General features: G+C 62.4%; 29 protein-coding genes and 1 pseudogene. 8 read left to right on the top strand and 22 right to left on the bottom strand.

All coding sequences use genetic code 11. The features are described 5' to 3' along the window. Window positions 1-11: 11 nt before the first annotated feature. Complete coding sequence (locus K6N12_RS12590) at window positions 12-557, top strand: YbhB/YbcL family Raf kinase inhibitor-like protein (protein ID WP_222148821.1); 546 nt, start codon at window positions 12-14, stop codon at window positions 555-557. A 25-nt stretch (window positions 558-582) separates the two neighbouring features. Here the strand turns inward: K6N12_RS12590 and K6N12_RS12585 are convergent, their stop codons facing one another. Continuing rightward, the gene (locus K6N12_RS12585) at window positions 583-1,209 is read right to left on the bottom strand and encodes a dihydrofolate reductase family protein (protein WP_131710690.1); all 627 of its coding nucleotides are present in this window, start codon (window positions 1,207-1,209) and stop codon (window positions 583-585) included. A gap of 89 nt (window positions 1,210-1,298) precedes the next feature. Beyond that, window positions 1,299-1,697 carry a VOC family protein gene (locus K6N12_RS12580; RefSeq protein WP_097624579.1) on the bottom strand — a complete coding sequence of 133 codons (399 nt, stop codon included), beginning with the start codon at window positions 1,695-1,697 and terminating at the stop codon, window positions 1,299-1,301. 97 nt (window positions 1,698-1,794) lie between these two features. On the opposite strand from K6N12_RS12580, the gene K6N12_RS12575 reads away from it, so the two are divergent. Continuing rightward, window positions 1,795-2,493, top strand: a complete 699-nt coding sequence (locus tag K6N12_RS12575) for a helix-turn-helix transcriptional regulator (protein WP_097624580.1) — start codon at window positions 1,795-1,797, stop codon at window positions 2,491-2,493. Between the two features lie 63 nt (window positions 2,494-2,556). Beyond that, window positions 2,557-2,769, top strand: a pseudogene (locus K6N12_RS12570) (GNAT family N-acetyltransferase); the annotation flags it as partial. A gap of 192 nt (window positions 2,770-2,961) precedes the next feature. On the opposite strand, the gene guaA reads toward K6N12_RS12570, so the two are convergent. From guaA to K6N12_RS12555, 3 genes are all read right to left on the bottom strand, one after another. Next, window positions 2,962-4,524 carry a glutamine-hydrolyzing GMP synthase gene (gene guaA / locus K6N12_RS12565; protein WP_038686329.1) on the bottom strand — a complete coding sequence of 521 codons (1,563 nt, stop codon included), beginning with the start codon at window positions 4,522-4,524 and terminating at the stop codon, window positions 2,962-2,964. Between the two features lie 112 nt (window positions 4,525-4,636). After that, complete coding sequence (locus tag K6N12_RS12560) at window positions 4,637-5,275, bottom strand: 5'-methylthioadenosine/S-adenosylhomocysteine nucleosidase (protein ID WP_097624581.1); 639 nt, start codon at window positions 5,273-5,275, stop codon at window positions 4,637-4,639. Then, entirely contained in the window at window positions 5,272-5,721 is a 450-nt protein-coding gene (locus K6N12_RS12555) for a PaaI family thioesterase (protein WP_003544704.1), read from the bottom strand. The genes K6N12_RS12560 and K6N12_RS12555 overlap by 4 nt, the downstream gene beginning before the upstream one ends. 232 nt (window positions 5,722-5,953) lie before the next feature. Between K6N12_RS12555 and K6N12_RS12550 the strand changes: the two genes are divergently transcribed. Further along, window positions 5,954-7,030 carry a DUF2252 family protein gene (locus K6N12_RS12550; RefSeq protein ID WP_097624582.1) on the top strand — a complete coding sequence of 359 codons (1,077 nt, stop codon included), beginning with the start codon at window positions 5,954-5,956 and terminating at the stop codon, window positions 7,028-7,030. Here the strand turns inward: K6N12_RS12550 and K6N12_RS12545 are convergent. From K6N12_RS12545 to K6N12_RS12505, 9 genes are all read right to left on the bottom strand, one after another. Next, on the bottom strand, window positions 7,027-8,106 hold the full coding sequence (locus tag K6N12_RS12545) for a DUF1513 domain-containing protein (protein ID WP_097624583.1): 1,080 nt from the start codon (window positions 8,104-8,106) through the stop codon (window positions 7,027-7,029). The genes K6N12_RS12550 and K6N12_RS12545 overlap by 4 nt on opposite strands. A gap of 4 nt (window positions 8,107-8,110) precedes the next feature. Next, entirely contained in the window at window positions 8,111-9,211 is a 1,101-nt protein-coding gene (locus tag K6N12_RS12540) for an imelysin family protein (RefSeq protein WP_097624584.1), read from the bottom strand. Then, window positions 9,211-10,965, bottom strand: coding sequence for a di-heme oxidoreductase family protein (locus K6N12_RS12535; protein WP_179867087.1), 1,755 nt, complete (start codon window positions 10,963-10,965; stop codon window positions 9,211-9,213). The genes K6N12_RS12540 and K6N12_RS12535 overlap by 1 nt, the downstream gene beginning before the upstream one ends. Window positions 10,966-11,009: 44 nt before the next feature. Further along, window positions 11,010-12,284 (bottom strand): imelysin family protein, encoded by a 1,275-nt coding sequence (locus K6N12_RS12530; RefSeq protein WP_097624586.1) that lies wholly within the window; start codon window positions 12,282-12,284, stop codon window positions 11,010-11,012. Between the two features lie 181 nt (window positions 12,285-12,465). Beyond that, complete coding sequence (locus K6N12_RS12525) at window positions 12,466-13,755, bottom strand: RsmB/NOP family class I SAM-dependent RNA methyltransferase (RefSeq protein WP_097624587.1); 1,290 nt, start codon at window positions 13,753-13,755, stop codon at window positions 12,466-12,468. 205 nt (window positions 13,756-13,960) lie between these two features. Then, window positions 13,961-14,323 carry a septal ring lytic transglycosylase RlpA family protein gene (locus K6N12_RS12520; protein ID WP_097624588.1) on the bottom strand — a complete coding sequence of 121 codons (363 nt, stop codon included), beginning with the start codon at window positions 14,321-14,323 and terminating at the stop codon, window positions 13,961-13,963. Between the two features lie 407 nt (window positions 14,324-14,730). Beyond that, window positions 14,731-15,600: an SDR family oxidoreductase gene (locus K6N12_RS12515; protein WP_097624589.1), complete on the bottom strand. Its 870-nt coding sequence runs from the start codon at window positions 15,598-15,600 to the stop codon at window positions 14,731-14,733. After that, complete coding sequence (queG, locus tag K6N12_RS12510; protein WP_097624590.1) at window positions 15,600-16,757, bottom strand: tRNA epoxyqueuosine(34) reductase QueG; 1,158 nt, start codon at window positions 16,755-16,757, stop codon at window positions 15,600-15,602. The genes K6N12_RS12515 and queG overlap by 1 nt, the downstream gene beginning before the upstream one ends. Window positions 16,758-16,769: 12 nt before the next feature. Then, a complete protein-coding gene (locus K6N12_RS12505) occupies window positions 16,770-17,462 on the bottom strand; it encodes a glutathione S-transferase family protein (protein ID WP_049730772.1) in 693 nt (230 codons plus the stop codon). A gap of 229 nt (window positions 17,463-17,691) precedes the next feature. On the opposite strand from K6N12_RS12505, the gene K6N12_RS12500 reads away from it, so the two are divergent. Then, window positions 17,692-18,489 (top strand): undecaprenyl-diphosphate phosphatase, encoded by a 798-nt coding sequence (locus tag K6N12_RS12500; protein ID WP_097624591.1) that lies wholly within the window; start codon window positions 17,692-17,694, stop codon window positions 18,487-18,489. A gap of 243 nt (window positions 18,490-18,732) precedes the next feature. On the opposite strand, the gene K6N12_RS12495 is transcribed toward K6N12_RS12500, so the two are convergent. The 8 genes from K6N12_RS12495 to dnaN all read right to left on the bottom strand — a co-directional run bounded on the left by K6N12_RS12495 (window position 18,733) and on the right by dnaN (window position 24,700). Further along, entirely contained in the window at window positions 18,733-18,885 is a 153-nt protein-coding gene (locus K6N12_RS12495; RefSeq protein ID WP_003570911.1) for a hypothetical protein, read from the bottom strand. A 280-nt stretch (window positions 18,886-19,165) separates the two neighbouring features. Beyond that, the gene (locus K6N12_RS12490) at window positions 19,166-20,146 is read right to left on the bottom strand and encodes a complex I NDUFA9 subunit family protein (protein WP_097624592.1); all 981 of its coding nucleotides are present in this window, start codon (window positions 20,144-20,146) and stop codon (window positions 19,166-19,168) included. 144 nt (window positions 20,147-20,290) lie between these two features. Next, on the bottom strand, window positions 20,291-20,578 hold the full coding sequence (locus K6N12_RS12485; protein ID WP_097624593.1) for a DUF1330 domain-containing protein: 288 nt from the start codon (window positions 20,576-20,578) through the stop codon (window positions 20,291-20,293). Between the two features lie 23 nt (window positions 20,579-20,601). Then, the gene (gene pyrF / locus K6N12_RS12480) at window positions 20,602-21,309 is read right to left on the bottom strand and encodes an orotidine-5'-phosphate decarboxylase (protein WP_097624594.1); all 708 of its coding nucleotides are present in this window, start codon (window positions 21,307-21,309) and stop codon (window positions 20,602-20,604) included. 6 nt (window positions 21,310-21,315) lie between these two features. Next, complete coding sequence (locus tag K6N12_RS12475; RefSeq protein WP_097624595.1) at window positions 21,316-21,897, bottom strand: histidine phosphatase family protein; 582 nt, start codon at window positions 21,895-21,897, stop codon at window positions 21,316-21,318. Further along, window positions 21,897-22,496, bottom strand: a complete 600-nt coding sequence (gene pmtA / locus K6N12_RS12470) for a phospholipid N-methyltransferase PmtA (RefSeq protein WP_097624596.1) — start codon at window positions 22,494-22,496, stop codon at window positions 21,897-21,899. Before pmtA ends, K6N12_RS12475 begins: the two co-directional genes overlap by 1 nt. A gap of 95 nt (window positions 22,497-22,591) precedes the next feature. Continuing rightward, complete coding sequence (locus K6N12_RS12465) at window positions 22,592-23,503, bottom strand: DUF72 domain-containing protein (protein WP_097624597.1); 912 nt, start codon at window positions 23,501-23,503, stop codon at window positions 22,592-22,594. Between the two features lie 78 nt (window positions 23,504-23,581). After that, the gene (dnaN, locus tag K6N12_RS12460; protein ID WP_064835993.1) at window positions 23,582-24,700 is read right to left on the bottom strand and encodes a DNA polymerase III subunit beta; all 1,119 of its coding nucleotides are present in this window, start codon (window positions 24,698-24,700) and stop codon (window positions 23,582-23,584) included. Window positions 24,701-24,793: 93 nt separating this feature from the next. Between dnaN and K6N12_RS12455 the strand changes: the two genes are divergently transcribed. The 3 genes from K6N12_RS12455 to K6N12_RS12445 are packed head-to-tail and all read left to right on the top strand — an operon-like array spanning window position 24,794 to window position 26,224. Beyond that, on the top strand, window positions 24,794-24,952 hold the full coding sequence (locus K6N12_RS12455; RefSeq protein ID WP_165503874.1) for a hypothetical protein: 159 nt from the start codon (window positions 24,794-24,796) through the stop codon (window positions 24,950-24,952). After that, window positions 24,949-25,866: a 16S rRNA (cytidine(1402)-2'-O)-methyltransferase gene (rsmI, locus tag K6N12_RS12450; protein WP_097624598.1), complete on the top strand. Its 918-nt coding sequence runs from the start codon at window positions 24,949-24,951 to the stop codon at window positions 25,864-25,866. Before K6N12_RS12455 ends, rsmI begins: the two co-directional genes overlap by 4 nt. After that, window positions 25,856-26,224, top strand: a complete 369-nt coding sequence (locus tag K6N12_RS12445; protein ID WP_097624599.1) for a YraN family protein — start codon at window positions 25,856-25,858, stop codon at window positions 26,222-26,224. The genes rsmI and K6N12_RS12445 overlap by 11 nt, the downstream gene beginning before the upstream one ends. Window positions 26,225-26,270: the final 46 nt, after the last annotated feature.

Genomic DNA, 26,270 nt, shown 5'->3' with positions numbered 1-26,270 from the left:
AGGAAAACAGCATGCGTCTCATAACAGCAGTCCTTCTCGCCGCGTCCGTCTTTGGCGCCACGGCCGCCCAGGCCGAAATGAAACTCACCTCGAAAGATCTGACTTCAGGCAAGTCCATGGCTGATGCGCAGGTCTTCAACAGCTTTGGTTGCGCGGGCAGAAACATCTCGCCGGAACTCGTTTGGTCGGCTGCACCCGAGGGAACCAAGAGCTTTGCGGTCATGGCTTACGATCCGGATGCTCCGACCGGCTCGGGCTGGTGGCACTGGTCTGTCTTCAACATTCCCGCAAATGTCTCGAAAATCGCCACTGGCGCCAGCGGTGAGAAAAAACTTCCAACGGGTGCCGTGGAAGGCCACACCGACTTCGCTACGTCAGGATATGGCGGCGCATGCCCGCCGGCCGGCGATGCGCCGCACCACTACCAGTTCACCATCTACGCGCTCTCGGTCGACAAGCTGCCGCTTCCCGAGACCGCGCCCGGGGCCATGGTTGGTTTCTATGTCAGGGCAAATACGCTCGCCAAGGCCTCCATCGAGGTGACCTACGGCCGCTGAAGCCGGCTGACCTCCGGCGACCAGTTCAGGCTGGCCGATAGATCTGCGCCACCGCGCCGCCTGGAAAAGCCTTCGAGCTCATCAGCTTGAGAGGCTTCGGCGCGGTGAGCTCGGAGAATAACGGCAGGCCTTTGCCGAGCGCCACGGGGATCTCAAGCAGGGCGAACTGATCGACCAGTCCCTCGGCGATCAGGCTGCGGCCAAAGCTCACGCCGCCATGGGCGATGATCGGTTTGCCCTCCTCGGCTTTCAGCGTCGCGATTTCTTCCGCGAGGTTTCCGCCTGCCACATGTGCCTCCGCCCAGCTTTCCGCGCCGGGCTGCAGCCCTGGAGATTGTCCGGTTCCCGCCTTGGCGCCGATGTCATCGAGCGTCGCCGCCACCTTGCCGAGGATCGCCGGCCCCTGTCGTGAGAAGACGGCCTTGGGGATCTGGTTCATCGGTGGCGCGAAGGCCAGGGTGGACGTCGGCCAGAAGGGGGCCATGGCAAGGAAGCTGCGGCTGCCCATGATGTGCAGGCCGGCTTTCCCTATATATTCCACGCTCCAATCCTTCGCCTCCTGATCGGCGCCGAACATCCATGTGTTCCGGCCATCCAGATCACTGACGAAACCATCGACCGATATGGACATTTTCAGGATCAGGTCTCTCATGGCGTTCTCCTCGTTGGGCTTTGGCCCAAGGACGAACCGGACCGGGAAGATCCGACATTACCCGATCATATTAAGTGTCAGGGCCGCGCCTATCGCGACGCAAAGCGCTGCTTTGCCGAATCCGTGAACGGCATGAACAACGCGACAAGCGTGCCTTCCGGATCGCGGAACTGCACCGACCGATTGCCCCACGGCATCAGTTTAGGCTCATGAACAACTTCGACCCTATCCTTCAGCCGTGCATATTCTGCGTCGACGTCATCCACCATGAACTCGATGATCGCCGTTCGGTTGGCGCCGGCCTCGGCGCTACCTTCTTTGAACAGCGGTACGGTTTCCATGCTGCCAATGGCGAGCGCCGCCGAAGGGGTGACGATCTCGGCGAAAACCGGCGCCAACCACTCGGCCGATTGTCCGGTGACCATTTCGTAGAAGCCGACCACAGCCTTGATATTGCCGGCAATCAGCCGGGTTGAGGCAAATTTCATGACTTTTCCTTCCAGAAGGCCGCAAACGCGCGCCACGTCGCTCAGGCCTTGTCCCACAGGCCTGTTGCCAGCATTATGGCAACAGGAGTCAGGAGTTATGCGAAAAGCCGATCGTCTGTTTCAGATCATTCAGATCCTGCGCCGTACGAACCGGCCGGTGACTGCCGCGGCAATCGCCGAAGAGATCGAAGTGTCCAGGCGCTCGGTGTACCGCGATATCGCCGACCTGATCGGCCAAGGGGTCCCTATCGTCGGAGAGGCCGGCTTCGGTTATTTGCTCGACCCTACCTATGACATGCCGCCTCTGATGCTGACGCCCGACGAGATCGAGGCGATCGTGCTGGGTGCACAATGGGTCGCAGGACGCGGCGATAAGGCGTTATCCGCAGCGGCACGGGACGTAGTGAGCAAGATCGCAGCCGTTATCCCCGAAAGGCTACGTCCATACATCGCCGAGCCAAGCGTTGGAGCAAAGCCTGGCACGATCACCCCGACACACACGGTCGATACGAACGAACTGCGCCATGCGATCCGTGAAGATCGGAAGCTTCGTCTGCGGTATCGATCCGATACTGGGGAGGAGACCGAGCGGATCGTGTGGCCGGTCATCCTCGGCTACAGTGAAGCAACGTGCCTGATTGTCGCGTGGTGCGAATTACGGCAGGACTTCCGTCATTTCCGAACCGATCGCATGCTAAAGATCGAAGTGCTGGAGGCGAGCAACGGCCTAAGGAAAGGCGACTTGCGTCGCCGCTGGGAGCGATGGCGCGAGGAGCGCTCTCGCTCCGACCACTGATCGCCGGGAGCCGCCGGGGCAGATGGCCCGCTACAGAGATATCGGTTGCGATCCGAGCCTAGTTTAGGTGGACAGCTACTCGCTGCCGCGGCGCTTCGCTGCCTGCGGATCGCGTCCGAAGCAGGCGGCGTTCTGCTGATTATCGACGCAAAGGGCGAGCGCGCGGCCCAATGGCATGTCAGCTATGGGGCCCAGCCGCTGGAGAGCCAGCCGCTTACGCTTGTCATGCCGCTCGCCACCTTCGCCGTTGATCTCAAGGGCAAGGGTCTTCTCTGACGGTCGTTCAGGCCTGTCGCCTTGTGGAGCAGAGTCACCAGTTCACGCTTGTTGCGCGGCGGCCGGCCATCGACCGTCTATTCCGAGGCTTGCCCCGCGATAAACGGCGATAGATGCCAGATGATTTATTGCTTTTTCAGTACGTTATTAAGGGTTTTGGCGCGCTATCGGCGGCGTTCGGATAGGCCAAAATCATTCCCACTCGATCGTGCCGGGCGGCTTCGAGGTGACGTCATAGACCACGCGGTTGATGCCACGCACCTCGTTGATGATGCGCGTGGCGGCGCGGCCGAGGAATTCCATGTCGTAGTGGTAGAAATCCGCGGTCATGCCGTCGACGGAGGTGACAGCGCGCAGTGCGCAGACGAATTCATAGGTGCGTCCGTCGCCCATCACGCCGACGGTCTGGACGGGGAGCAGCACGGCGAAGGCCTGCCAGATGGCGTCGTAGAGGCCGGCCTTGCGGATTTCGTCGAGATAGATCGCATCGGCTTCGCGCAGGATTTCCAGCTTCTCGCGGCTGATGCCGCCGGGGCAGCGGATGGCAAGGCCTGGGCCGGGGAAGGGGTGGCGGCCGATAAAGCTGTCGGGCAGGCCGAGCTCGCGGCCGAGCGCGCGCACCTCGTCCTTGAAGAGTTCGCGAAGCGGCTCGACGAGCTGCATCTTCATGCGCTCCGGCAGGCCGCCGACATTGTGGTGCGACTTGATCGTCACCGACGGGCCGCCGGTGAAGGAAACGCTCTCGATCACATCAGGATAGAGTGTACCCTGGCCGAGGAAATCGGCGCCGCCGAGCTTCTTCGCCTCTTCCTCGAAAGTTTCGATGAACAGCCTGCCGATGATCTTGCGCTTGGTTTCCGGGTCGCTGACGCCTTCGAGCTCGCCGATGAAGCGGTCGGAAGCGTCGACATGCAAGAGATGCAGATTGTAATGCTCGCGGAACATGGCGACGACATTGGCCGCCTCGTCCTTGCGCATCAGGCCGTGGTCGACGAGGATGCAGGTCAACTGATCGCCGACCGCCTCGTGGATCAGGAGTGCGGCGACCGAACTGTCGACGCCGCCCGAAAGCGCGCAGATGACGCGCTTGTCGCCCACCTGCTTGCGGATCTCGTCGACCGCCTTCTGGCGATAGGCCGACATCGACCAGTCGCCCTTGATGCCGGCAATGTTATGAATGAAGTTGCCGATCAGCTTTGCGCCGTCGGGTGTGTGCACGACCTCGGGGTGGAACTGCACGCCGTAATATTTGCGCTTCTCGTCGGCGATGAAGGCGTAGGGGGCGTTGGAGGAGGTGGCAACCACCTCGAAACCGTCAGGCAGCGCCGTGACGCGATCGCCATGGCTCATCCACACCTGATGGCGCGAGCCGGAGGACCAGAGGCCCTCGAACAGCTGGCAGTCCTTGTCGACGTCGAGGAAGGCGCGGCCGAATTCGCGGTGATGGCCGCTCTCGACCTTGCCGCCGAGCTGCATGCACATCGTCTGCTGGCCATAGCAGATGCCGAAGACCGGCAGGCCGCTGTCGAAGATGATCTGCGGCGCTCGCGGCGACCCCTCGTCGACCGTGGAGGCCGGGCTGCCGGACAGGATCACGGCTTTCGGCTGGAGGCGCTTGAAGCCCTCTTCGGCCGATTGGAACGGAACGATCTCGCAATAGACGCCGGCCTCGCGCACGCGTCGTGCGATGAGCTGGGTCACCTGGCTGCCGAAATCGACGATGAGAACGGAGTCGGGATGTGCTGTCTGGGTCATGGCGAGGCTTTAATGAAAAGCGCTTCGCCTTGCAATCCGGGAAATCGGCGGCGTCGGATTTTTATTGTTCCGATTGTCCCCCGCGCAGCTGACGCGCGGCGCTTTCGAGCGGTCAGAACCAGAAAACCCCGTCCTCCAGCGCCGTGAACAGGCTGTCGACGCCGTAGGAGAGCTTGCGGTCGACGATGTGCAGATATTCCGTCCAGCCCGAGATGTGCTGCAGCTCGACCGCGCCGTCGGAAATGCCGCGAAGGCCGATCAGCGGCAGCTTGTAGCCCTGGCAGGCGCGCAGCACCGCATAGGTCTCCATGTCGACCATGTCGGCGTCGATGGCGCTATAGGCGGTGCCCGAGATGACATTGCCGCCTGTCGAAAGGCTTGCTTCGGCAATGCCCGGAATGCGCAGCGGCAGCTCAAGCGTTGCCGGCAGGTCGAGAAAGGGCGTGCGGCCCTTTTCGAAGCCGAGCGGCGAAGCGTCCATGTCGCGGTAGGAAACCGAGGTTACCTGATAGATTTCCGTCTGCTCCAGTTTGGCGGAGCCGGCCGAGCCCAGCGAAACCACGAGATCCGGCAGGTCGTCGGCGGCATCCAGCCGCGCCAGCGTCTTGGTCAGCGCGACCGCCGCCTCGACCGGGCCGACGCCGGTCATCAAGGGTTCGATCCGCGACCGCAGGAAGGGGCCGTATTCGGCCTCCGCCGCCATGACGAACAGCATGGATTTTCCCGCGACCGACTTCAACTCGAATTTCATCCCGTAATCCCTTCTCTACCGCGGATCACCATCATCGTTCCGGTCATGGAGGCGATGAGTTTCGCCGGCCCGTCGCTGATCGCGTAGCCTCGCCCGTCGGCGACGATGATGGTGGAGCCGGGTTTGGTAATTTCCCCGCGGAACAGGAAACGATCGCCACGCCCCGGCGACATGAGATTGACCTTGAATTCGATCGTCAGGATCGAGGCTTCGGGGTCGATGACGCTGTAGGCGGCAAAGCCGCAGGCTGAATCGAGCGCTGCAGAAATGATACCTGCGTGCAGGATGCCGTGCTGCTGTGTCAGTTTGACGTCGAAGGGAAGCTCGATCTCAACGACGCCGTGCTCGACGCGCGTCAGCTCCGCGCCGATCGTCTCCATCGCTGCCTGCCGCGCAAAATTGCGGCGGATTCGCGCGCGGAAATCGCCCCTGTCAGTCTCGCTCATGTCTGCCCCTCTTGCAGCCGGGAAAGTGGCATGGCGGGCCGGATTCGACAAGCTGCACATTGCTGAAATCGGTCTCAGCGCCGATGGAAAGCTGCGGCCGTGTCGCCGGGGCAACCTTTCGTCTTTCCGTCGCCATGCAAGCGGGTGATGCAAGCCGGTGCGAAGACGATTGCAGCTTCGCGCTCAGCGCGTATTCTCCGCGTCATGTCTCGAAAGAACGGAGCGCCGGCGCATGACGACGATATCGCAATCGGTCCGCAATTTCGAGACCTGGCTGGCGGGCGAACTCGGCGGCGATCTCGTCAAGGAGGATCTTCTTGAGAAGCACGAGAAGATGCGCAGCGGCGGCTTCGTCTTCCTGCGGGCCACCTATTGGCGTTGGTGCGAGACCATCCTCGATATCTGCCCGGAGCTTGGCCGCGCGCCCGAAGTGCTGGCGATCGGCGATACGCATCTGGAGAATTTCGGCACTTGGCGCGATGGCGAAGGCCGGCTCGTCTGGGGCGTCAATGATTTCGACGATGCGGCTGTGATGCCCTATGCGCTGGATCTCGTTCGCCTTGCGGCAAGCGCCATCCTGGCGCGCGGCGAGGATGGTCCCTCGGTTCGGATGATCGGCGAGTTGATCCTCAGCGGCTATCGCAGGGGCCTTGAAAATCCACTGCCCGTCATTCTCGAGCGGGATCACAAGTGGCTGCGCAAGGCGCTGATGCTGCCGAATTCCGAACGCCGGGAGTTTTGGGAGAAATATGAAATGCTGCTTCCCGGACGCGAGCCGCCGCCATCCGCTTATGCCAAGGCGCTCGCAGCTGGACTGCCGCCCGGTTCGGGACCTTTCGTGGCGAAGCCGCGCAGCGGCGGCACCGGCAGCCTCGGCCGGCCGCGTTTCGTCGCCTATGCGGAATGGCAGGGCGGGCCGGTGCTGCGTGAGGCCAAGGCGCTGATGCCGTCCGCCTGGTCGCTTCGCCACAGACCACAGGACATGGCGATCCATGTGGGAGAGATCGCCAATGGGCGGGCGCGGTGCGTCGATCCGCATTACCAGATTTCCGGCCGCATCCTCGTGCGCCGGCTCTCGCCGAACAGCTGTAAGATCGAAATCGACCGCCACTCCGAAATCCTGCTTTCGCCGACGATGCTCGAATTGATGGGTTTCGAGATCGCCAATTGCCATTCCAACGATGCGGCTGCGACAGCGAGGATTCTCCAGGATATCAAGACGCGGGGAAACGAATGGCTGCATGAGGCGGCCAGGGCCGCCGCCTCAAGCGTCAGTGCCGAGCAGAAAGCCTATTCGCGCGGCGGCTAAATCCGCACGATATGCTGGTCCCATGCGACGTCGCTGCGGGTCGACAGGAAATCGCCGTCGTAGGAGGAGACGGCAAAGCCGCTTTTGGCCGGGGCGATGCCGGCCGCGTCCGGAATGATCGTCTCGGCCAGGACCTTGCCCGTCCTTGCGTCGAGGGTCACCGAGGCGCCGCCCTTCGGCGAGGTGATGCCGACGATGCCCTCGCTGCGGTTGACGGCAATCGCACCAACGTAATTAGCCAGCCTGCGCGTCGTCTGCTCCGGCAGGTCGATGAAGGAAAGCTCTTCGCCCTTGGCGAAATGGCCGACGAGCGGCGGTAAATCCTTGCGGTGACCTTCGTATTGGCAGGCAAACCAGATGCGGCCCTTGTCGTCGAGATCGACGTGGCGGGTGGAAAGCTCCGCCCATTGCGCCGGCAGCACATGTTTTTCGACAAGCGCCCCGGTCGCCGCATCGATCAGCGCCAGCGACGGCTGCATCTCCCCGAGATTGAGTTTGGTGCGGCCGAAATCCGGATGCGTCTCGATGCCGCCATTGGCGACGATCAGAAGGCCTCCGTCATCGGAAACCGTCATATCGTGCGGACCGATGCCATAGGTCTCGTATTCGCCGATGCGGGTGAAGCGGTTGCCGGCGTCGTAGATGCCGATCATACCGCGATTGCCGTCGAAGTCGTTTTCGCTGGCGTAGAGAAAACGACCGTCGGGAGAAAAGGCGCCGTGGCCATAGAAATGCCGGTCTACCCTGGCGCTGATGACGATCGGCTCGCTCCTGTGCCAGGGGTCGAAGATCATGGCATAGGTGCCGGGCCGGCGGGCGAAAGCGACGGTCCTGCCGGAGACGGCGCTGAACGCCATGCCGTGGGCCCGGGCGGGAAGCTTGACCTGGTCGACGATCTCGCCGCGCTCCGTCACGGTGGCAACGGCAAAGGAGCCGTCGGCAGCGCGAATGCCCGAGGCATAAACTGCATCGGCCCGCTCCAGGGCCATCAGCGACTTCGGCGCCAAACTCGCAAGGAAGCCGAGTCCGGCGGCCTTGACGAAACCGCGTCGGTCGATAGCAGTTGTTCGCGTCATCGCTTCAGTCCCCGTCTGAAAAGGAAAAGCCGGCCGAGAGGCCGATTGCGGCGCCATATTCGTCGCTGATCCTAGTGATCAGATCACGGCTTTCGGCCAAAAGCGTGTCGAGCTTGGCCTTTTCCGCATCGCTTGTGGCGGCGTCTATATCGGGGTTGAGTTTCGGCACGCTGTCGAGCAGCGATTTGAAGTCTTCGTCGATCGAGGCGGCGACTGCCTGTTTGTCCGGCGGCAGAAGCTCGGCCATGCCGGCCTTCTGCCAGAGCGTGCGCAGGCCGTCGATATTGGCGGTCATTGATTTCCAGGTATTCTTGGAACGCCAGTAGATCGCCATGCGCGGGCGCGGCGTGGTGTCCTTGCCCTTGTAGAATTGCTCCAGCCGCTGGTCGCGGACGTTCTCGGCGCCGTGGACGAGAATGCCGAGCAGCGCTGTCACGGCTTCCTTATTGTCCATGAAATCGTTGCTCTGCGGACCCGGATGTTTCCAGCTCGCCTGCACGCCGTCCGGCTTTTCCCAGGCGGCGACGACTTCGCCGGCCTCACGCTGGATATTGCCGGCGACAGCGGCGCCGTAAAGGCAACGGAAGCCGCCCTTCTGCTTGATCAGATCGTCCGAGCCGTTGCCGTAAAGCACGTATTCCAGCGCCGTCAGGCCCTGCAGCGCCACACTCTTGCCGGCGATCGCATCGACCGTCGCATCCTTCGGGTCGGCCTTGGCGATTAGCGCCTGCACCTGCTTCAGGCCAACGCCCTTGCGGTCGGGGTAGAACAGGATGTGTTCGAAGAGATTGTCCTGGATAACAGGTCCGGTCTGGACGATTTCGATGATCGACCAGTAGCGGATCGTATCGTCAAAGGCCGACTTCGCCTTATCCAGCGTCTGCTGGGTGCCGCCGTCGCAAAGATCCTTCATCGCCGTCGTCAGCCGGGCGGCGGACTGCTGCATGTTGCGATAGCCGGGGCGGATCACCTCGTCGACCGCGCGTTGCATCACGGCGGGAACGGCATCCTCGTTCATCCCTGCCGGCGGAGCGGCGGTCTGGGCAGCCGCCGACGTGGCAAGGCCGATCAGAGTGAGGCAGAGCAGGGGGTGCCAAAGGCGCATCAAAGTGACTCCAGGAATGTAATCAGGGCCGCCCTGTCGTCTTTCGACAGGGAGGAGAAAGCGTTGCGGGCCTTGTCTGCTTCGCCGCCGTGCCAGAGGATCGCCTCGGTGAGATCCCGCGCACGGCCGTCATGCAGGAAAAAGCTGTGTCCGCTGACAGTCCGGGTCAGTCCTATACCCCATAGCGGTGGCGTGCGCCATTCACGTCCGCTTGCAAGACCGACTTGCTGCCCGTCGGCAAGCCCGTCGCCCATATCGTGCAAAAGGAAGTCGGAATAGGGCCAGATCAGTTGGAAGGACTGCGCCTTGTCTGCCGAATCCCGGCGGGTGACGAATTTCGGCACATGGCAGGAAATGCAGCCGCTTTCATAGAAAATCCGTTTGCCCTTCAGCGTCTCGGGAAAGCTCGCCTTGCGGCGCGCCGGAACGGCAAGATTTTCGGAGTAGAAGGTCACGAGGTCGAGAATGGGGCCCGGCGCTTCTTCCGCGCCCAGCCGTTTCTGCACGCCGGTCGGCAGATCGAGGCATTTCTCCTCCGCCTTGGTGCAATCACCATGCGCGTCCGGGTGGTCGGGTGTCGAGATGCCGATATCATTGGCAAATGCGTCGGCATTCTGGTCGCGCACCGTGGCGTTCTGTGCCTTCCAGCCGAAGCGGCCGAGCGCGATCTCGCCGCTGCGGTGATCACGGACGATCGCCGCCTTGCCCGAAATGCCGTCGCCATCGGCATCATCGGGGTCGGCATGGGCAAGGATATCTGCCTCGGGAATGGCCTCGATCAGCCCGAGGCCGATCATGGCGGGGGCGACACGCGCCGAGATCGTCGTCGCCGCATCGAGCGGTCCATAGGCCAAGTTGGTCGCCGCATAATGCGGGCGGCGCAGAGACACGGTTTCGCCGTCGCCAAGCGTTGCCGTCTCCTCATCATAGCGGATCGTCATCCGGCCTTCGGCGGCAAGACCGGGAACGGCAAGATCCTGCAGCTGATGGCCATAGACCGGATCGGGGAAATTGAGGATATCCGCGCCTGCGATCGCCTTTTCTTCCTCCGGCGTTGCGGCCGCACGGGAAAGCCGCAGGAACATCGAGACGGCGCTTGGACCCCCTTCCGGCGGTTTGCCGCGGCCGTCATTGACGTGACAGCTCATGCAGGAGCGGGCGTTGAAGAGAGGGCCGAGCCCATCGGAAGCCTGCGTCGAGGAGGGGGAGGAAACCCAGAGCTTACGGAAAAGCGCATTGCCGAGCTTGAAATTCTGCTCTTCCTCGAAGGGAATGTTGGCCGAAATATGCGAGAAACTGTCTTCGGTGACGGGATCGATCGAGGTCGCCCCGCCCGCCTGCATCGCCTCATATTGTTCAGCTTTGGAAAAATCGCTAGTCGGCCGCGTCACGTCGGCGACGCGTTTGAGATCGGTTTCGGGAAGGTCGGTGCGTTTGGTTGGAAGATCGAAACCGGAGGCAAAAGCCACGGGTGCTCCGGCAAGGGCGGCGTAGGCTGCGACGCGGAGGCATGGGCGGAGTTTTGAGAGGACGCGATGAGCCCGAGCGGTAAGCTCCGGGGTGCTGGCGCGCGCTTCCTTTGCAACGCCCTCATTCGCTTCCTCGGGCTTTGCCCGAGGGATGTCACAGGAATCCAGTGCGCCCAAGTCCTTGGGCGTGGAAGACTCCCCTCTGACCGAGTCATTCACGGCGCGGACGCGCCGTGGCTGGATTCCTGTGACGAGCACAGGAATGAGGGAAGTAACAAATCGCATTTCAGAGTCGGGGCCGCTCCGTCATCGAAGCGGCCCGCCTTTGCTTATTTGAAGACGGCGTTAGGATTATCCAAGCTGTCGGAACCTTCAAGCTGAACCGTGCCGAGATCGAGTGCGGCAATAACGCGCTGTACCGATTTCGTCTGGTCGATCAATCCGTCGATGGCGGCCTGAACAACGGCGTTGCCTTCCTTGTTGCCTTCGCCGATCATCTGGTCGTACTTCTCGACTGTCTCGCCGCGCTTGGCCATGGCATTCATCGCGTCGAGCGTCTTGTTGAGCTTGCCTTCCGTCTCGGCGTCGAGCGCTTTGTCCTTGGCGGCCACCAGATCATGCAGCGACGGTCCGCTGAGCTTGGTGCCGTCGACGCGGGTATAGTTGCCGGTATAGGCGGCGGCAATGCCGATCGCGTCGTTCAGATGCGAGTTGTAGGTGTTGTCGGAGAAGCAATCATGCTCTTCCTCGGGATCGTGCAGCAGCAGGCCGAGCTTCATGCGCTCGCCGGCAAGCTCGCCGTAGGAAAGCGAACCCATGCCAGTCAGGATCGCGACGAGGCCGGCCTTCGGGTCAGCTTCGACATTCTTCGTCGCAGCGCCGTCCGCGTTCCAGTTGTCGGTCATTTCCTGCAGGTCGGAAACCAGCAGGGTGGAGGCGGATTTCAGATATTCGGCGCGGCGGTCGCAATTGCCGTGCGTGCAATTCTTCAGGTCGTAATCGGTCGCCGGGCGGTTGCCGGCGCCGGGTCCCGTGCCGTTCAGATCCTGGCCCCAGAGCAGGAATTCGATGGCATGGTAGCCGGTCGCGACGTTTGCTTCGATGCCGCCGGCCTCGGCCAGCGTGCCGGAGAGGAATTCCGGCGTCAGCTTGGAGGCGTCGACATCCTTGCCGTCGATCTTGATCGTCTTGTTGGCGATGACATTTGCGACATAGAGAGAGTTTTCGTCGCTCTCGGTGCCGTAGGAGGGATCGACGTAGTCGATCAGGCCTTCATCGAGCGGCCACGCATTGACCTTGCCTTCCCAGTCGTCGACGATCGGATTGCCGAAGCGATAGACTTCCGTCTGCTGATAGGGAACGCGCGCCTTGATCCAGGCGTCCCGGGCGGTCTTCAGCGTCGCGTCATCAGGCGTCTTCAGGAAGGCGTCGATCGCGGCATCGAGCGCCTTTGCCGTTGTCAGCGAGTCTTCGTATTTGGCATGGGCCACTTCGGCATAGTGTTTCACCACGGCGGCGGCATCGGTCTCGCCATGCGCGGGAAGGGCGAGCAGGGCTGCGGGGGCGATCGCCAGCACGGCTGCGCGGAGTTTATTGAGCTTCATTATCCTCTCCTGTGACGGATTTTCCGTCTAAATCGGGCCCCGTCTCTTCGCCCAAAAGCAAACTGGTGTCAAATGCTCTAGTTTGGAATGGTTTTAAGGATGCAAGAGGTCTGCACACGCGCTTGTTTTGCGGAGCATTCGCCCGGAAAAATCGGCAACCACCGCGCCATTTGCCGCGGCGTCAGCCCTTCCGCTGCAGGCGGCAAAAGAAGAAGCCGTCCGTATCTGTGGAAGCCGGCGTCAGCGTCACTGTCAGGCCATCGGAAGAGTGCGGGCGCGGGGCGTCTTTGCCGAAGAGCGCATCCCAGGCGGGCAGGGCGCTGACGATCTGGAAATCAGGATTGTCGGCCGTGAAGCGGCGCACCTGTTCCTCGTTCTCCTGCGGCAGCACCGAGCAGGTGACGTAGATCAGCTCACCGCCTGGCTTGACGAAGCCGCTTGCCTGCGCCAGCGCGCCCTGCTGCTGGGCGGTGCGTTCGTCGAGGTTCTTCGCCGTCAGCCGCCATTTCGTATCGGGGCGGCGGCGCCACGTGCCGGTGCCAGTGCAGGGCGCGTCGACAAGCACCTTGTCGCAGCGTCCGGCAAGCCCGGCAAGGCCCTTGGCGTCGTCATGCACCTGGACATTGCGTGTGCCGGCCCGCTTCAGCCGCTCGATGATCGGGGCCAGCCGCTTGCGGTCGGCGTCGTAAGCGTGAACCTGTCCCTTGTTCTGCATGGCGGCGGCCATGGCGAGCGTCTTGCCGCCACCGCCGGCGCAATAGTCGAGGACCTGGTCGCCCTCATGGGCGAGCACCAGGTCGGCGACGATCTGCGAACCCTCGTCCTGAACTTCGAACCAGCCTTTTTGGAACGAAAGTTCGGCCGTCACGTTGGGAAGTCGCGAAGCGCCTTCGCCGGCGGCAATCCGGATGCCGTAGCGGGCGATTTTCGCTGCATGTGCACCGGCGCGTTCGAGCGCCTTGACGGCCTTGTCGCGGGAGGACTTCAAGATGTTGGCGCGCAGATCAAGTGTCGGGCGCGTCGCGAGTGCCTGCGCCTCGGAGAGCCAGCCGGCGCCGAAGGCCTGTTCGAAGGAGGGTTGGACCCATTCGGGAATATCGCCGCGGATATGCGGCGGCGCATCGTCGAGCGAGCGGCTTGCGAAGGCCGAGAGGGCATCGGCCGAAAGCGGTGCCGGCGCGAACTTGTCGTCCGCCAGTTCGGCGGCGAGACTGTCGGGGGTGAAACCCCATTGGCGGAACATGACGGAATGGGCAATGGCGGCGGCACTCTCGTCGTCCATCAGCCAGGCATGGGAAAGCCGCATGCGCAGGGCGTCATAGACGATGTTGCCGATGGCGGCGCGGTCGCCGGAACCGGCGAAGCGGTGCGCAAGGCCCCAGTCCTTCAGCGCGTCGGCAACGGGCCGCTTGCGGGCATCGATATCCGCGAGCACAGAAATCGCCCCTTCGAGGCGGCCGCCCAGACGCATTCACAAATCTCCTAATTGCCATGACGTGTGATCGGTCCGCATGGTCACGACAGGCGCGGGCGGAATGTTCACAAGTCTCAACCGCGTGGTAACCGCGATTGACGGCAAGAGCAAGCGCCGGTGACGGCGCAGCCAATTGCTGCAAGGCCGGCCTGGCCCCAGCTGACCACCTCGATCAGCTTTGGCTGATCACCGGCTGTCAGCTTTAGCTGATCACCTGGTAGCAGACCTTCGCCGTGCCGGAGCTGACCATGCCGATGTTCTGTGCCGCGGCGCGCGACAGGTCGAGTACCCGGCCGCGGATGAACGGACCGCGGTCGTTGATGCGAACGACGACGGTGCGGCCATTGTTGCGGTTGGTGACCTTGACCTTGGTGCCGAAGGCAAGCGAACGATGTGCGGCAGTCAAGACGGCGGGATTCATACGTTCTCCGGAAGCAGTTTTGGAGTGAAGTGCGTACCATGAAGCACCGCCGCAGCCATTTCCAGCAAAACTCTCCGCCGGAAGCAGGAAAGAGCAGGCTGCAATAGTTGCGGCAGCGATAATAGAACGACATATTTTCTTCAAAACAGAGTATCCCTCAACTATTGAACTCACGCCCTTGCAGGCGGCGGGGCTTAAATCTGTGAAAAAGTGGCGAAAAAGTGCCGCGCATGATCACGGAATGTTACAATATGTAATATTCGTGAGTGCGATGATGGAATTTCGGAAGCGGGCGGTGATGGGGGAAACGGAAAAAACGCAGTGAAATCAGTTAAAATCCGAACGAATTTTTCAGTGGAGCGGTTAACATCCCGGCACTCACAAAAATCGCGAAATTTTTTTTCCGGCTTCGCCATATTTTCCGCCACATTTGCGCAAATTTAAAGGCCGTTAACCATAATATACGGCGAAAATCATCCCGACAAATGGGTAAAGTAGGTATTTCCTACTCATTATGGGCGCTGATTTTGAGTGTATGAAACGCTTGGGCTCTAGCCCCGCCAGCGTCCGTCCTGCCACAATTGCGCAAGCGACATCGGATAGTTCGGGAAGGCGAATTCGAAGCCGGCGGCCTTGAGTTTCGCATTCGAAACCCGCTTGTTCTCGCCGTAGAAGGAGCGCGCCATCGGCGTCAGCTCGGCGGTCTCAAACGCCTGCTCCGGCGGGGGTTCGACGCCCATCAGCCGTGCCGCCTCGACAATCACGTCCTGCGGCGGGCCGGGCCGGTCGTCGGTGACGTTATAGATGCCGCTGAGGCCATGCTCTGACAGGAAGCGGGTCGCGGCACCGATATCCTCGACGCGGATACGGTTGAACACCTGGTCCTTCTTGATCAGCCGCCGCGCCGTGCCCTTGTCCAAATTGCAGAAGGCATTGCGCCCCGGCCCGTAAATGCCGGAAAGGCGCAGCACCGCCGCCGGCACACCGCACGCCTCACCCATTGCCAGCCAGCCCGCTTCCGCTTCGAGCCGCTCCTTCGAGCGCCCGGATACGGGCACGCAGGGTGTTTCCTCATCGATCCAGGCGCCCTTGTGATCGCCATAGACGCCGACGGTGGAGAGATAACCGATCCATTCGAGGCTGGACGGCAGGCTTGCGCGGTCTTCGTCCAGCAACCGAAGCAACGGGTCGCCTTTGCCGGGCGCGATCGACTGCACGAGGTGGGTGACGCTTCCCAGCGCCCGGCGCAAGTCGTCGGTCACGGTCTCGCCGTCGAAAAGGAAGGCTTCGATGCCGTATTGCCGGAACGCCGCCATCTTGTCGGCCGAGCGGGTAGTGCCGGAAATGCGCACGCCGTTGCCGGCAAAGGCCTTGGCGATCGCCGTGCCGGAAAAACCGCAGCCAAAAATCATCACATGCATCAGCCCACTCCCGCCAACCGCCATTCGTTCAATACGTCGTCATCGCTCTCACCAGCCCTTTGTGCGGCAAAGGCCGAGAATTCGTCAGCCGCCATCAGCCGCGACAGCGCCCACACTGCCATTCCCCGCACCACCGGCGAGGCGTCGCCGGCGAGCAGCCGACATTGGGCGATAAGCGCCTTCTCGCCGGAATTGCCGGCGGCGATCAGCACATTGCGGATAAAGCGGTCACGGCCGATCCGCTTCACCGGCGAGCCGCTGAAAAAGGTGCGGAAAGCGGCATCGTCAAGCGTCAGCAGAAAGGCGATCGATGGCTCCTGCAGATCGTCCCGCGCCTTCAGCTTCATCTCGGAGGCCGCATTTGCGAACTTGTTCCACGGACAGGCGGCCAGACAATCGTCGCAGCCATAGATGCGATTGCCGATCGGCACCCGCAGTTCAGGATCGATCGGCCCCTTATGCTCGATGGTGAGGTAGGAAATGCAGCGCCGCGCATCGATCTGATAGGGTCCCGGAAAGGCGGCCGTCGGGCAGGCGTCGAGACAGGCGCGGCAGGAGCCGCAATGATCGGTCTCTTCAGCGTCGACGGCGAGATCGGCGGTGGTGAACATGCTGCCGAGAAATAGCCAGGAACCGTGCGTGCGGCTGACGAGGTTGGTATGTTTGCCCTGCCAGCCGAGGCCGGCTGCCGCCGCCAGCGGCTTTTCCATGACAGGGGCGGTATCGACGAAGACTTTGACATCGGCGTCGGCCCGCGCCGCAAATCGCGTGGCGATTTCCTTCAGCCGGCCCTTGATGATGTCGTGATAGTCGCGGTTGCGGGCATAGACCGAGATCGCAGCCTTATCGGGTTTGGCGAGGATGCCGCGCGGATCTTCTTTAGGGGCGTAGTTGAGGCCGAAGACCACGACGGACCGCACCTCGCTCCAGAGTGTGCGCGGATCGCCGCGACGGTCGCGGGTCTCCGCCATCCACTCCATCGTCCCATGGCGCCCGGCATCGATGAACTGGCCGAGGCGCTCTTTGGCTTCGGGAATCGCGTCGGGCCGCGTGATGCGGCAGAGATCGAATCCCTTGGCGGCAGATTCCGCCCGCACGAACATGGTCAAATTGTCGCGGCGGCGGCGCTCTTTGTCATCTCTATCGGCTTCGGGCATGGAGAGCCCTCGTCAGAAATCCAGATCGGCATAATGCGAAACCGGCGTCAGGCCGCGCACCCGCTCGGTCAGCATCGGCCGGAAGGAGGGGCGCGATTTCAGCCGCTGGTACCAGTCCTTGACGACGGGCGCATCAGCCCAGTCGATCTCGCCGAGATAATCGAGGATCGAAATCGAGGCCGCGGCGGCAAGGTCGGCATAACTCATCCGCTCGCCCGCAAGCCATTGGCGCGAGCCGGCAAGCCAGGTGAGATAGCGCATATGCTGGCGGATATTCGCGCGGGCCGTGCGCAAAATCTTCGAATCCGGCGCGCCGCCGCCCTGATCGGCGGTCATCTGCAACTTGTAGACACGCTCGCGGGCGAGCGGCTTGGTCACGTCGTTTTCCATCTTCTGCATGAACCACTCGCTCAGCCGGCGGATTTCCGCCCGCTGGAAAGGGTCCTCGGCGAGCAGCCGCCGGTCGCGCTTCAACACGCCATGCGTCTCGTCCAGATATTCGGAAATGACGGTCGCGCCGCAGAGCGCCCGCATGCTGTCGTCGACATAAACAGGCAGCGTGCCGGCCGGGTTGAGCGCCAGGAAATCCCGGCGCTTCTCCCATGTCTGCTCCTCGATCAGATCCGCCTGATAGCCGTATTCGGCCAGGATCAGCCGGACGAAGCGAGATGCGGATGACATGGGATGATGATAAAGCGTGGGCATCGATACTCGAGCTTCGTGATTGCTGTTACAGGACTGTGTGGCAGCTCAGTTATAGCGCCCTAGTCATGACTCATTGGTTGAAGCTATAGGAGCTTGGCCCCGCCAATACAAGCGAATCGGATTTTACGCCATCTGACAATGGCGAGATACGGTCTAACGAAAGAATGGAAGCGGCGGCCTGATCGACCCAAGCGGTCAGGCCCGACCGACCTTTAAACGGAGACAATGTATGGATTATATCAATGCTGCGCTTCTCGGTGTCATCGAGGGGATCACCGAATTTCTTCCGATCTCGAGCACCGGCCACCTGATCATTGCGGAGCAATGGCTCGGCCACCGGTCGGACATGTTCAATATCGTCATTCAGGCCGGCGCTATCCTCGCCGTCACCATCATCTACTGGCGTCGGCTGCTGGATCTGGTGCTTGGCTGGCGGGAGCCTGAGAATCGCGACTATGCCGCCAAGCTGATCGTCGCCTTTCTCATCACTGCGATTCTCGGACTTATCGTCAAGAAGCTCGGCTTCGAACTGCCGGAGACCGCGACGCCGATCGCCTGGGCGCTCATCATCGGCGGTTTCTGGATGATCTTTGCCGAATGGGCCGCGGCGCGCAAAGCCCCCCATAAGGAAATCACCTGGCTCGTCGCCATCCTCGTCGGCATCGCCCAGATCGTCGCCGGTGTCTTCCCGGGAACCTCGCGCTCCGGCGCTACGATCTTCGTCGCCATGCTGGCCGGCACCGGCAACCGCGCCGCAGCGACCGAATTTGCCTTTCTCGTCGGCATCCCCACCATGTATGCGGCGAGCGGCTATGAATTGCTGAAGACCTTCAAGGACGGCGGCGCGGCAAACGAAGACTGGACGGCACTCGGCATCGCCTTCGTCGTTTCCACGATCGTCGCTTTCATCGCCGTCAAATGGCTGCTGGCCTATATCAGAAGCAACCGCTTCACGCTGTTTGCCGTCTACCGCATCATTCTCGGCGTCCTGCTGCTCGGCATGGCCGCAACCGGCTTGATCGGCTGAGACATCCCAACGCATTGCATTCGCGCGGCTCCCCGGCGCGAATGCAATTTGCCGCGTCGAGCTTATGGACAGGCATGCGATTGCCAGCCAAGGGCGCCGTATTTTTCAGATAGCAAGATAAGCGGTGCTCGCTGCTGTTTTGAAGCGGGCAAGACCGGGCGTTCATTTTGGAGCGTCCTGCTTCAGGCGCTCCGACCGCTAGGTGTCTTTATGAAAGATGCCGGCGGCGAGGCCGGCCTTTCGTCAATGGCTGATCGAAGCCGTCGAGCAAGGATCGACGCCGTAGGCCGGCGAGCAGCCGCCCTTCACTGCTGCGACCGAACCGGACGCAACGAAGGAGCCTGCAAGGATAACCAGCGCCGCACACGCAAACAGGAGCGCGATTGACTTGCCCATCGAGAAATGCCTTTCACAGTGATTGCCGCACGCGATGCCAAGCGTTGAGTCCGTTGGAAGACGCGCGGGTTTGGTAGTCAGTGGAATGGCAAATAGCAATAAACGTTCCTGCTAAATTTGGTGTTAATTCCACAAAATTTCCGATGCGTCTTTTATGCAACTGCGCCTGATATGGCCGGCACAACAACATTTCAAACTTGCGCCGGCTTTGCTTAAGCCGGCAAAGCAAAACGCCGTCCGCGGCGTGCGCGAACGGCGTCCTCCAGAAGCTCGAAACTGTTCAGGCGGCCTTGCCGGTGCCGGTATACTGGCCGTGCGGACGATAATGCACGAGATAGGAGCCGAGCACCGATGCGGCCATGGTCGGCGCAATGCCGAGGCCCTTCAGCGTGCGGCCTTCCGCCTCGGCGGCCGGCGAAACGATGTTGTCATGCTTCAGCATACGAACCTGATCCGGGGTGATCGGCGGCGTTATGAGGGGGATCAGCGAGGCGATGCTGCCGATCATCGACGCAATGCCGAAGGGCAGGGAGACCAGCGGGTTCTTGCGGCTCGTCACCTTCAGCATCATCTCGAGACATTCGCGGAAGCTCAGCACCTCGGGCCCGCCAAGCTCATAGACCTTGCCGCCGGCAACCTTGCCGTCGACGGCGCGGGCGACGGCCTCGGCGACATCCTCGACATAGACGGGCTGGAATTTCGTCTTGCCGCCGCCGATCAGCGGCAGGACCGGCGACATGCGGGCCATGTCGGCAAACTTGTTGAAGAAGCTGTCTTCCGGGCCGAAGACGATCGACGGGCGGAAGATCACAGCATCGGGCTTGACCGAGAAGATGGCGGTTTCGGCGCGGCCCTTGGTGCGGCCATAGCCGGACTCGGAATTGGCATTGGCGCCGATCGCCGAAATATGGGCGAGCGTGGCGCCTGTGCCGCGCGCCGCTTCAGCGACCGCGCGCGCGCCGAATTCCTGCACCGCGTCGAAGGTGTTGCGGCCGGTTTCGTGCAGAATGCCGACGCAGTTGACGACATGATCCGCACCGTCGACGGCGCGGTCGATCGAGTTGCGATAGCGCAGGTTCGCCTGGACGAAGGAAATCTGGCCGACATTGCCGAGCGGCTGCAGGAAGCCGGCGAGATCGGGACGGCGCACGGCGACGCGGATATTGTAGCCGCGCTTGGCGAGTGCCCGGACCACGTGCCTGCCCACGAAGCCGGATCCTCCGAATACGGTGACGAGCGGCGGCAGGTTGGCAAGGGTCATGGCAGGTTCCTCGAAAGGCTGGGCAGGATGCTGTATCGGCACCCGTCTTAGCCGAATCCCGGCGCGACGGGAAGGCCCATCGCACCGTCAGTTTTTGCGGATCCGAACTCGCCTGACGCATCGTCCGAAACGACGCACGGCGCTCTAGACGCCTTCGACGACGACCATTTCCGCATCCGCCGCTTCCTGGCGGATTTTGGCGGCGATCTGGTATTCCGGTGAATTGTAGCAGTCGACGGCATGCTGCATCGAGGGGAATTCGATCACGACGTTGCGGGCGCGCGCCTTGCCTTCCAGTTCGGTCAAGGCGCCGCCGCGCGCCAAGAAATTTGCGCCGTATTTTTCGAAGGCGGGTTTGGCCGCCGCCACATAATCCTTATAGCGCTCTGCATCGCGAACATCGACGCGGGCGATCCAATACCCCTTGGCCATGGTCTTCTCCCTTTTGGTGTCTGTCAGCGGTTTGCCGGCCAGCGCGCAGCAACCATTTCGTTGAGCACGGCGCGAGCGGCATGCCGGGGATCGGGCGCCTTGACGATCGGCCGGGCAACGACGAGGTGTGTCGCTCCCGCCTTCAGCGCGTCGAACGGCGTCATCACCCGCTTCTGGTCGCCATGGTCGCTGCCCGTCGGACGAATGCCGGGGGTGACGATCGCCATGTCGGGTCCGACGATCTCGCGCACCTCCGCCGCCTCAGCCGCTGAGCAGACGATACCGCCCATGCCAGCGGCGCGCGCTTGTCCGGCTCGGCGCAGCACCAGGCTGTGCGGATCCTGGCTGTAGCCGGCGTCGGCAAGGTCTTCGGCATCCATCGAGGTCAGCACGGTGACGCCGAGCAGGCAGAGGTCGGAGCCGGCCGCCGCCTCGACCGCCGCCTTCATCGCCTTGGGATAGGCATGCAGCGTCAGCATCGACATGCCCATCTTGGCGATGTTCTCGACGCCTGAAGCAACGGTATTGTCGATGTCGAGCAGTTTCATGTCGAGGAAGATCTTCTTGCCGCTTGCGGCAAGATCGCGGGCGAATTCCAGCCCGCCGGCAAAGACCAGCTGATAGCCGATCTTATAGAAGAGAATGTCGTCGCCGAGCGTGGAAACCAGTTTTTCCGCCTCGCCGATCGTTGGAACATCCAGGCCGACGATCAGCCGCTCGCGTGCGTCCATTTCAAGTCACCCCCGCCAGTCTTCGATGGGTGTCCAGTCGCATGTCAGGGCCAGATCCGCAAGGCCGAAAGCATAGAGATTGCCGCCGCCGCCCGGCTGGTCGCGGTCGCGGCCGATCGGCTTGCCGGCCAGATGGCATTTGAGCAGCGTGCCGACGCCGCCATGGCCGACGAAGGCGATCGGGGCTGTCGCATCATGCGTGGCAAGAACGGTCTTCACCGCCTCGACGATGCGGGCTTGCGCGTCGACGGCGCGCTCCCAGCCCTTGAAGCTCTCTTCCGGATGGGCGAAGAACCAGTTGGCCGCTTCCTCGAATTGCGCAGGCGGCAGGAAGCCGGTGGCCGAACGGTCGTTTTCATGCATGCCGTGGACGATCTCGATCGTCACGCCGGTGGCTTCCGCCAAAATTTCGGCCGTCTCGATCGCCTTGGTTTCGTCGCTGGAGATGATCTGCCGCAATTGCCGCGCCCAGGCGCTCTCGGCCGCTTTGCGCGCACGCGCGGCGCCGACATCGGAAAGCCCCCATTTTGGCACCGGCACGTTGGCATCGATCTTGACTTGCGGATGGGTGATATAGAGTCCGAACATCAGCCGCGCTTATAAATCCAGAGCTGCGCCGGCGGGATGTTGCGCATGACGAAGTCGAAATGCTGAATATGGTAACGGTCGGGATTGGCGGCGATCGGCGAGATCGCGCCGTAGGAGATCTGCACCACCGGCCGGCCGGCAGGCAGGCGGTCGAGCAGGCTTTCGAGCAGCGAGACGCGCATCGCCATCGGGAAGTTCAAGAGCGGAATGCAGGAGATGACGCAATCGAACGTCTGGTCGCCGAAGGTGCCAAGTGTGGTCTTGAGATCGAAGGCATCGCCGTTGATGAAGTGCACACCGGGATAGGCGCGCAGCAGATGCTGGTGGAAATCCGTCGAATATTCGATCGCGACCAGATTGTCCGGCTTCACACCGCGGCCGAGGATCGCCTTTGTGATCGCGCCGGTGCCGGGCCCGAGCTCGAGCACCGGTAGCCCGGAATGCATGTCGATGACGCTTGCCATGCGCCTGGCGGTGATCGAGGAGGTCGGCACGATCGAGCCGACCGTCTTCGGCCCCTGCATCATCCCCCGGAAGAAACGGATTTCCTCATCGAATCTTTTCCCGAGCTGTTCCTTGACCTTGACCCTTAAGCGCATTCTCCACCCATCCGCATGTTGATCGACTGTCTTAATATGCCGCTTGTCGCTGTCGGGACAAGGATTTTCGCAACAAGGATACCGGCATCAACAGCTCATGCGGCTTTCGGGGCGGAACGCGGCATAAGATCGGCAAGCCTTTGGCAAAGATGATCGGCGTCAACAGGCGCGCGCAGCTTCTTGTCGGTATTGTCGAAATAGAGATAAACGTCGCGGCCCTTGCTGGACGCTGCGAGCGGCGCCAGCACCCGCGTCGCATTTTTCGGTTCTCCGCCGGTTGCCCAGGCACGGATGCGTTCGGCCCATAGGTCGAGTGCCTCGTCCTCATAGCCGCTGACATAAAGTTGTTCGGAACCATGCAGGCGGCAATAGATGAAATCGGCGGTGATATCCATTAGCAATGGCCATTCCACCGTGTCGGCGCAGACGAGGGCGACATTATGTCGCCGGAGCATCTCGATGAAGGCGGGAGAGCGGAAGCTGTTGTGGCGGATTTCGAGCGCGTGGCGGATCGGCTGATCGCCGTCGCTTCGAAGCCAGGCCCGGCCTTTGACGTGCCCGTCATGCCGCTTGGCAAGTGCTTCAGCCGCATCGCGGTCCTGCGGCAGCAGCGCCAGGAAATTTTCGAAAAGATCGGGATCGAAAGCCATGTTCGGCGGGAATTGCCAGAGGATCGGCCCAAGCTTGGGGCCAAGCCGCAGCAGGCCGGAGGCGAGAAAATTGGCGAGCGCCGTCTCGATCTCGCGCAGCCGCAGCATATGCGTGATGAAGCGCGGCCCCTTGACCGCGAAGACGAAATCACCAGGTGTTTCGTCGCGCCAGCGGCCGAAGCTTTCCGAACGCTGCAGGCTGTAGAAGGTGCCGTTGATCTCGATCGACGGGAAGCGCCGGGCGGCGTAAGAAAGCTCCTGCTTCTGCGGCAGGTCCTTCGGATAGAACTGGCCGCGCCAGGGCGCATAGGTCCAGCCGGATACGCCGATGCGCACCGTTCCCGCCTTTTTCATCATCGGATCCTCCGTTTTCACAGGAGGAGCAATCCTCCGCTTAACTGGAGGAAAAACGGGGCCGGGGGGCCTTCGTTCCCGTCAGACGCGCATCGGCATCAGCACGTAGAGCGCATCGTCGCCCGCCGTGTCGCGGATCAGCGTCGGCGAGCCGGCATCGGCCAGCAGGAAGATCGCTTGCTCGCCGGAAAGCTGCGCGGTGATGTCGAGCAGGTATTTGGCATTGAAGCCGATTTCCATCGCATCCGTGTCGTAACCGACGGCGACTTCCTCGGTCGCGCTGCCGGAATCCGGATTGTTAACCGTCAGCATCAGCTGCCCTTCGGACAGCGCCAGCTTGACGGCGCGGCCGCGCTCGGACGAAATGGTGGAAACACGGTCGACGGCCTGGGCGAAGGTCGTGCAGTCGACGCGCATTTCCTTGTCGTTGCCCGTCGGGATGACCCGCTGGTAATCCGGGAAGGTGCCGTCGATCAGTTTCGAGGTCATGACGATCGAGCCGATGGTCAGGCGGATCTTGGCGTCGGAGACCTCGACGGTCACCGTCACCTCCGGATTGTCGACCAGCTTCTGCAACTCGCCGACCGTCTTGCGCGGAATGATGATGCCGGGCATGCCTTCGGAGCCGGAGGGCGCATCGACATCGGCGCGCGCCAGCCTGTGGCCGTCGGTGGCGACTGCCCTGAGCTTCAGGTCGCCATTGCTCTCGATCGTGTGGAAGAAGATGCCATTGAGATAGTACCGCGTCTCTTCCGTCGAGATGGCGAACTGCGTGCGGTCGATCAGCATCTTCAGATCGGTCGCCTTCAGCTTGAAGGAATGCGTGAAGGTGCCGGCGGTCAGATCGGGAAAGTCGGATTCGGGCAGGCACTGCAGCGAGAATTTCGAGCGGCCGGACTGCACGGTCATCGAGCCGCCGTCGGTGCTGGTGGCGAGCAGCACTTCCGAGCCGTCCGGAAGCTTGCGCACGATATCGTAGAGAAGATGGGCCGGAACGGTGGTGGCGCCGGCCTGCTCGACGCTTGCCGGTGTCGCCTCGGTTATTTCGAGGTCGAGGTCGGTCGCCTTCATGTCGAGGTTCTGGCCGTCGGCCTTGAGCAATACGTTGGACAGGATCGGGATCGTGTTGCGACGTTCGACCACGCGGTGCACGTGGTTCAGCGATTTCAACAGGTTTGACCGCTCAATAGTAATACGCATGGAATGCTACCGCTTTCGACCGTGACTGTCCGGGCGCATCGAGCACCCGAAGAATGCTTTCCCGGCCTGAGACCGGAGGAGTGGACGGGCAAAATGGCAGACTTCAGCATCGGATTGCAAGAGGCATGGAGGGCCAAGCGCCTGCATTTGCGGTTTTCCCGGGCAATTCTCACAGAAATCCGAACCCTTGCCGAAGCCGTGCCGCTCGCCCATAAAGGCGCGATGACGGCGGGACGAAAGCAAATTGCATGAATGAGGAAACGACAGAGCAGGCCGCCACCCGGCGAAGCTTCCGCCTGCACAATATGGCGGTGCCGGCGCGGCCGCTGGAGCCGGCGCTCTATCTGGTCGCCACCCCGATCGGCAATCTCGGCGATATCACGCTGCGGGCGCTGGAAACGCTGGCCGGCGCCGATGTGCTCGCCTGCGAGGATACGCGCGTCACCCGCGTGCTGCTCGACCGCTACGGCATCCAGAATCGACCCTTCGCCTATCACGAATACAATGCCGACGAGGCCGGCCCGCGGCTCCTCCAGGCGTTGGAGGCCGGCCGCTCGGTGGCGCTGGTCTCCGATGCCGGCACGCCGCTGGTCTCCGATCCCGGCTATCGGCTGGCGCAGCAGGCAATTGCGGCAGGTTACCGCGTCATTCCCATTCCCGGCGCATCGGCGCCGCTTGCAGCCCTTGTCGGCTCCGGCCTGCCGAACGACGCCTTTCTGTTTGCCGGCTTCCTGCCGGTCAAGGACAAGGCCCGCCGCGACCGTCTCGGCGAACTTGCCGCGGCCCCCGCGACGCTGATCTTCTTTGAATCGCCGCATCGCATCGGCGCCACGCTTCTTGCAGCCGCCGACGTGCTGGGCAGCGCCCGGCCCGCCTCCGTCTGCCGCGAGCTGACCAAGACCTATGAGGAGTTCCGCCGCGGCACGTTAGGCGAGCTTGCCGCGCACTACCGGGAGGTGGACAACGTCAAGGGCGAGATCGTCCTCGTCGTCGGGCCGCCGGAGCCGGTGGAAACGCCGGAGGCCGATGTCGAAGCCGTGCTGGCCGATCTGTCGAAGACCATGCCGACGGCCAAGGCCGCGGCCGAGGCGGCCCGTCTCACCGGTCTGCCGCGCAAGGTGCTCTACCAGCGCCTGCTGGAGCTGAAGGGCGCCGATGGGCGATAGCGACCTCACCGCCCTGAGAAGAAAGGCGCTACGCCGCGGCCTGATGTCGGAATATGTCGCCGCCGTCTTTCTGATGCTGAAGGGTTACCGCATCCTGGCGCTGCGCCACCGCACCCGGCTCGGGGAGATCGATATTATTGCCCGCAAGGGTGACCTCGCCGTCTTCGTCGAAGTCAAGGCCCGCCACGGCGAGGCGGCAGCTGTCGACGCCGTCTCCGCCGCCGCCCAGAAGCGCATACGAGCGGCAAGCGATCTCTGGCTCGCCCGCCAGCCGGATCAGGCCCGGCTTTCCCAGCGTTACGATATTGTCGCGGTGACGCCACGGCGGCTGCCGCGACACTTTCCTGACGCCTTCTGACCTCGTTTCAACCCATCCTTGTCCGGATCGTTAAAATTTTAGTGCC

The sequence above is a fragment of the Rhizobium redzepovicii genome (assembly GCF_019793435.1).
Lineage (GTDB): Bacteria > Pseudomonadota > Alphaproteobacteria > Rhizobiales > Rhizobiaceae > Rhizobium > Rhizobium redzepovicii.
The sequence above is the reverse complement of the archived record's forward strand: the minus strand, read 5'-3'. Positions and strand labels throughout refer to the sequence as shown.